Source organism: Parvularcula marina (genome assembly GCF_003399445.1).
GTDB classification, from domain to species: domain Bacteria; phylum Pseudomonadota; class Alphaproteobacteria; order Caulobacterales; family Parvularculaceae; genus Parvularcula; species Parvularcula marina.
Map to the genome: position 1 here is coordinate 1 of NZ_QUQO01000035.1, position 503 is coordinate 503.

Below are 503 nucleotides of genomic sequence, written 5' to 3' on the forward strand. Positions count from 1 at the left end.
ACTGAGCCCGGCCTGGCGCCGCTATTCGTCCGCGTCCTCGGGTAGCTTGACCGGTCGCCACGGTGCCGGACGCACGACGGCGATCCCAGTGTCCAGGTCGATCGAGACCCACTGCCGGTTCCCGTGGTCCGGCGAGTCGACCGTGACCGGCAAGACCTGCTGCCGGACTTCCTCCGCCATCTGATGCGCCCGGCCGGGGTTGAAGATCGAATCCAATGCATTGAAACTGCTGCCGAATGGTCCGCTGCTCATGATGCCCCCTCAAAGATCCAGTTGCCCTATTGTCCCTCGGACCTTGCCCGGTTGACAGCCCGGGCTGCCCTGTTCCGCAGGGCGCCGCGGTTTCTAGGCTGATTTCCGCACGGTTATGCCGAATCCGCGATTTTGAAGGACTGAGCCACCATGAACTCGATTGCTCCCAAGGCCAAGCAGGCACTGCTCGTCCTCCTTGCGGTCAGCAGCCTCGGCTTGACCGGTTGCCTGCAGAATTTCGTGCCGGGGGC

1 protein-coding gene is annotated in these 503 nt (G+C 63.8%); it reads right to left on the reverse strand.

Features of this window, described 5'->3' with window-relative positions; genetic code table 11:
• Positions 1–21 precede the first annotated feature (21 nt).
• Positions 22–252: a hypothetical protein gene (locus tag DX908_RS16960; RefSeq protein ID WP_116393506.1), complete on the reverse strand. Its 231-nt coding sequence runs from the start codon at positions 250–252 to the stop codon at positions 22–24.
• Between the last annotated feature and the right edge of the window lie 251 nt (positions 253–503).